Source organism: Chitinivibrionales bacterium (genome assembly GCA_014728215.1).
Lineage (GTDB): Bacteria > Fibrobacterota > Chitinivibrionia > Chitinivibrionales > WJKA01 > WJKA01.
Genome location: WJLZ01000132.1, coordinates 1 through 5,147, shown reverse-complemented (window position 1 = coordinate 5,147; position 5,147 = coordinate 1). Strand labels below are relative to the sequence as shown.

Sequence of the window (5,147 nt, the reverse complement as noted above, 5' to 3'; positions counted from 1 at the left end):
CGGTAATCAGGGAAACTATGGACTCGATTTAGAAGCATCAAGCAGAATTACCGTTGCGACAGACAATTCGTTCGACTGCACCAATGAATTCACGATCATGACCTGGCTCAAGCCCGATGATTATGAAACCGAGGGTGGCATTGCCTATCGCCTGGAACCATCGGCAACACCCGACAACGGGTATAATTTTCATCTTGAGAATAACGGCAGGATGCACCTGCAGATGAACGATACCGCATTGATGGGAAATTTACAGATGACCAGCGGTAACTGGTATCATCTTGCGGCAACCTACCGCAAGAGCGACAATGAGATACGGCTCTATTATAACGGACGGGTCGATACCATGCTGTCCTATTCCGGGTTTGTTGTCAATCCGCCCTCGAGCGCAATCGATCTGCTTCTGGCAAACGGCGAGCCCGGCGTATTTGACGATATGCGAATCTACCAGCAGCGGCTTTCCGGCAAGACAATCAAGATGATCACGCAGAACGGCTACCGTTCCGCCGACGGCCTCATGCAACTCCGGGCCGACAACAACAAAACAATGCACTTCTATATCGACGGCGGCACATACAACCGTCATTATCCTGTTTTTAAAATCGCCAACTGGTTTTCCAATTCAACTACTCCCTATGTGTATCTCGGCTCCACGCTATTAACAAAGAACGATGATTACCGCTTGTCGGTCAACAGCGACAAACATGAATTGACTATTGCGTTTGATACGGTGCTGTCGAGTAACTCGGAGAAAATATATATCGATGATGATTACCAGCACGGGTATTCCACCGCCGATGCATCGGAGACAAATGCATGGTCCTTTGCAACCGCCGGCGCCGACGATACCGTTATTGTCAAGAATGTTGCGGCAAATACATTCAGCACCACCGACAGCAACGAATATGTGCTGCTCTATGATCTGGAGCGGAGCAGCAGCAACGGCGACGCCTGCGGCGGGATCGGGGGATGGTTCAGCTCGTATAGCGATCCGGGTGATGACTGGCGGAGCAGCGGGACCAATCTGATCGACGCCAACAGCGTGATGAATTATTTCCGGTGGCGGTATAATGACGCGGGAAACGTGACCGATTCGAGTTACGGCGGGGGAGTGATCGGGACATCCGATATTGCGGTGAGTCAGGTGGAGAGCACATCGGTGTATGTGAAATTTGCGACCGATACGGTGGCGGTTGTCAATAGTCATGTCAGCGGGTATGAGACGATCGGGTTTGATGCCAGTTCGAGCGGATCATCAACCAGTTCATCCACCTGTTCCTGGAGTCATACAATTGGGAGCAACAGCAACCGTATGCTTATTGTGGCTGCTGCCGCTGCGGTGAATTCCGAGGGCTCAACCAATAACCAGGCAAGCAGCGTAACTTATAATGGAAACAGTCTTACAAAGATCGATGCTGCAAGTACACATGGATGGTTCTGGGACATTGAAGTCAGTCTCTGGTATGGTGATGAATCAGATTTACCGTCTTCAGGAAGCAACACCGTATCAGTGACATTTAGCGGTTCCAACGATAGAACAGCGTGTGCAGCAATAAGTTTGTATAATGTCGCTCAACAAGCCCCTGAAGCAAGCAATAAAACACAGGGTTTTACAGGCTCTCCACCTACGAGTTTCAGTACTTCCATCACCACCTCTACCAACGGCGCCTGGCTGGTTGATGGGCATACAAATAAGAAAAGTACAGGCGAGTTTAATAATGGTACTCCATCTGCAGGGCAATCCAATGAAGTTGAGTTGAAAAATTACCGTAGCGGCGTGGGCATGAGCACAAAGGAAATAGCATCGGCAGGCTCAGGCAAAACAATGGGTTGGCAAAGCTTTCCAGCAAATGAACTCCATCTTTATGAGCATGTCGTCGCGGCCTTTGCCCCTGCCCAGAAAACAGTCTACGACACCCTTAAATACGTCCGTGAATACACCGCCTATCCCACCGGCCGTATATTCGAAAAACTGACAATCACCTACTGCACCGACACGCTCGATTCCCTGCTGCCGTCAATCTCCCAGGATGACGGCGGGGGAGCGGATGACCTGACGATTTACCAGGACGCCGACAAGCGGATCGGCGGTTTCTATCACGGCGGAACGATCAGCGCACGCACTCAGCGGGGCATGGGAGTCGGATGGCTGGGACTCAAAACCGATGAACGGACCATCACAAGCTCTTCACTGGTAGACGGCAACGTGCAAACGTCAAGTGGGCAGTACAAGCTTTCCCTGGCCAAAGCCAACAGCGGCGGCATGTTTGCGCCGGACAGTACGCCGTTTTATCTGCATCTTGTCTACGATATCCGCAAAGATTACCGGAGCGCCGACAGTATTGATGCCGCGGTGAATGATATTATTGCCGCCGGCAGCGCTCTTGATTTTTCCGCCTCCTGGGCCGTGGGGTCGGCGGTTACCGAAACCGATGACTGGGACAGTGACGGGTTCAATGAAGCCCGCGGCTGGTGGGCCGTGCAGGCATCCAACAACAGTGCGCATTTCCGTATCGACGGCAAGACCACGCCCCGGTACAATCCCGTGTTCAAGATCACCAACTATGCCGCCATGACCAAACCGCAGTATGTGTTTCTCTATGAGAATATCGGAGCATCGACGCCACGGGACACGACCCGGCTTATCGAGGGATACGGCTACACGCTCCATCACGACCGGACCAACAGTATCCTCTACATGCAGCTCGACACGGTGCTGACCGATTCATTCTATCTGTTCATGGCGATCGATCCCACTCTGGCGGTCACGATGAGCCATTTCATTGTCGCACCGGGCAACAGGTGCGACACGCTCCTGTGGGAAACCCAGAGCGAACACGAGAACCTGGGCTTTAAAGTATTCCGGAGAATCAAGCCGGAGTTTTTAGACAGCCTCGCAAAGGCGCTGAAAGAATCTCCGGGGCCCGATTCGCAGCTCTGCAACGCCGGGGTGCTCTACAAAAAGCAGACAATCAGCTTTGCAGATACGATTTGGAGACCGGTATTCAACAAGCTTGTCCCCGGCGTAAAAGGGGGGACGTCGCACGGCGCCCAGCAGTACCGGAGGATCGATTTCGGCGTGCAGAACGATATTATGTACCAGTACAAACTGGTAGCGGTGGATTTCAACAGTACCGAAGACGAATACGAGCAGTATGCCGAGGGCATGCCGCGGCTTGTGCTGCCGACACGATTCAATTTGTGGCGCAATTTCCCCAACCCCTTCAAGGTTGTCACCACGATCCGGTATGCTATTCCGATCGATCATAAGCCCCTGGTACGGATAAACGTTTACAACATGCAGGGCCGTCTTGTGCGGAACCTTCTGTACAGGAAGCAGAAGCCCGGTTGGTACCGGGTTGTCTGGGACGGCTGCGACGACATGGGCCGGCGGGTCGGGTCGGGACCCTATATCTATCAGATTACCGCAGGGAAATTCCGGAAAGCGCGGGTTATGGTGAAAGTGAAGTAAAGGTGATGGGGGAGGAGAAGAATAGATGAAAGATAATAAGAATGATTAAGATGTACGAAGAGGAAGAGTAAGAGATATGAGACAACGAGAGTGACAAGGATTTGAGAGCGAAAAATCCTATATCCTGAATCTTGTGTTTTGATATTTAACATTTAGGATTTTATCACGCCTGTTCGTCCTTTGTTGTGTGGCCGGCACGCTTAACCGGTTCGATTTTTAAGCGATAAAAGCACCTGGTCTTTAATTGAAAACAGATTGACTTTTTTTGCTTACGTAAGTATATTTATGTAAGAAAGGAAATTTAAAATGGATAGAATTTTTTCAGCTCGTATTGATGATGCGGTTTATCGAAAAATAAACAACCTTTCCTCAAAGATGCATACATCGAAAAAAAAAATAATAGAAAAAGCAGTAACTCTTCTTGGAAAGCATTTTGAAGAGGATAAACATACTGATGTGTTCGATGAAACATGCGGTGCATGGAAAAGAGATGAAAAAATTGATAAAACGATGGAAAAAGCAAAAGCTGCCTTTAATGAATCAATGAAGCGGCATCAACGATGAGAGCATACATTGATTCAGACATATTGATATGGCACCTGCGAGGCGAACAAAAAGCCGCCGCTTTTTTAAGAAAAATACAGAAATCACAAGAGTACCAGCTCTGGATCGGTGCACTTCAGAGAGCTGAAGTTGTTTTTTTTATGAGGCCTCATGAGGTTGACCAAACCGATCTTTTCCTTTCTCAGTTTCAAACAACACCGGTTGATCAAAAAATTGTCGATATAGCCGGCTCAATGTATAGAAAATGGCGCCCCAGTCATGGAGTCGATATCAATGATACTTTGCTTGCATCAACAGCAAAAGAAACTGGTGGTGTCATTTATACGCTCAACAAAAAACACTATCCAATGCCGGATATTATCGTGAAAAAAGCATGGTGAAACGTTCCGCATTGCTGTGGGAATCATATAAGCTCCTGTCTTACCCGTGAATTTTTAGTCCCCAAACCTTATCTTAGTTAGTACCTTTTTGCCTTTTCTTGAATTGATGGGAAGTCCCGGCGGACAGGGAGCGCTCTATCGTTCGACCGATTTCGCAGAATCATGGAATTTTGAACGGCACATCCATCCCGAAGACTGGTCGGTGGAATGGGTGCCCTGTAATCTGGTTGTGCTGGGTGGTGAATATCCCCAAAACACCAATACCGATCATGTCGTTGCCTGCTGGGTCCACAGGGAAGGGGAGAAGTTAAAGAGAGATATGAGACAAAGACCTGTCTCGAGGAGCTGTCGTCTCGTCTCTCCTTCCTCCTCGAATTTTTCTCTCGGAATTTTCCCAATGCCCCACCGCACAGACTGCCAAATTTCATTTTTCCTGATCGATTTTCCTTTTTCAAGAATCGAGAATCAAGATCGAGCACGAGGACGATGCTTCGATAAACTCAGCACAGCGGGACGATGACGATTTTTGTTTGCCTTACGCGCTCGTTCTTCCCTCGTCGCGTCGTTACCCCACACGTGCGCTCGTGACCTCGTGCGCTCGTTCTTACTATCCCTCGATACTCTTCCCGAAAAACCGGTCTAAAATGTTAAGCACCAGACGTACATCGAGGTTGCGTTGGTTGATAAATGTGACATTGTTGTCGGTATAATCGTTGTCGGTGGTTTCTCCG

The 5,147-nt window shown here is 49.2% G+C and carries 3 protein-coding genes; all 3 read left to right on the top strand.

The window, feature by feature from the left end:
• A partial coding sequence (locus GF401_10730) for a hypothetical protein (GenBank protein ID MBD3345526.1) occupies positions 1-3,472 on the top strand: 3,472 nt, incomplete at its 5' end.
• Between the two features lie 306 nt (positions 3,473-3,778).
• Positions 3,779-4,036, top strand: coding sequence for a hypothetical protein (locus GF401_10725; protein ID MBD3345525.1), 258 nt, complete (start codon positions 3,779-3,781; stop codon positions 4,034-4,036).
• Entirely contained in the window at positions 4,033-4,416 is a 384-nt protein-coding gene (locus GF401_10720) for a PIN domain-containing protein (protein ID MBD3345524.1), read from the top strand. The genes GF401_10725 and GF401_10720 overlap by 4 nt, the downstream gene beginning before the upstream one ends.
• Positions 4,417-5,147 lie beyond the last annotated feature (731 nt).

Coding starts and splice junctions, on each gene's coding strand:
- GF401_10720 (MBD3345524.1), top strand. CDS start 4,033: ATGAGAGCATACATTGATTCAGACATATTGATATGGCACCTGCGAGGC.
- GF401_10725 (MBD3345525.1), top strand. CDS start 3,779: ATGGATAGAATTTTTTCAGCTCGTATTGATGATGCGGTTTATCGAAAA.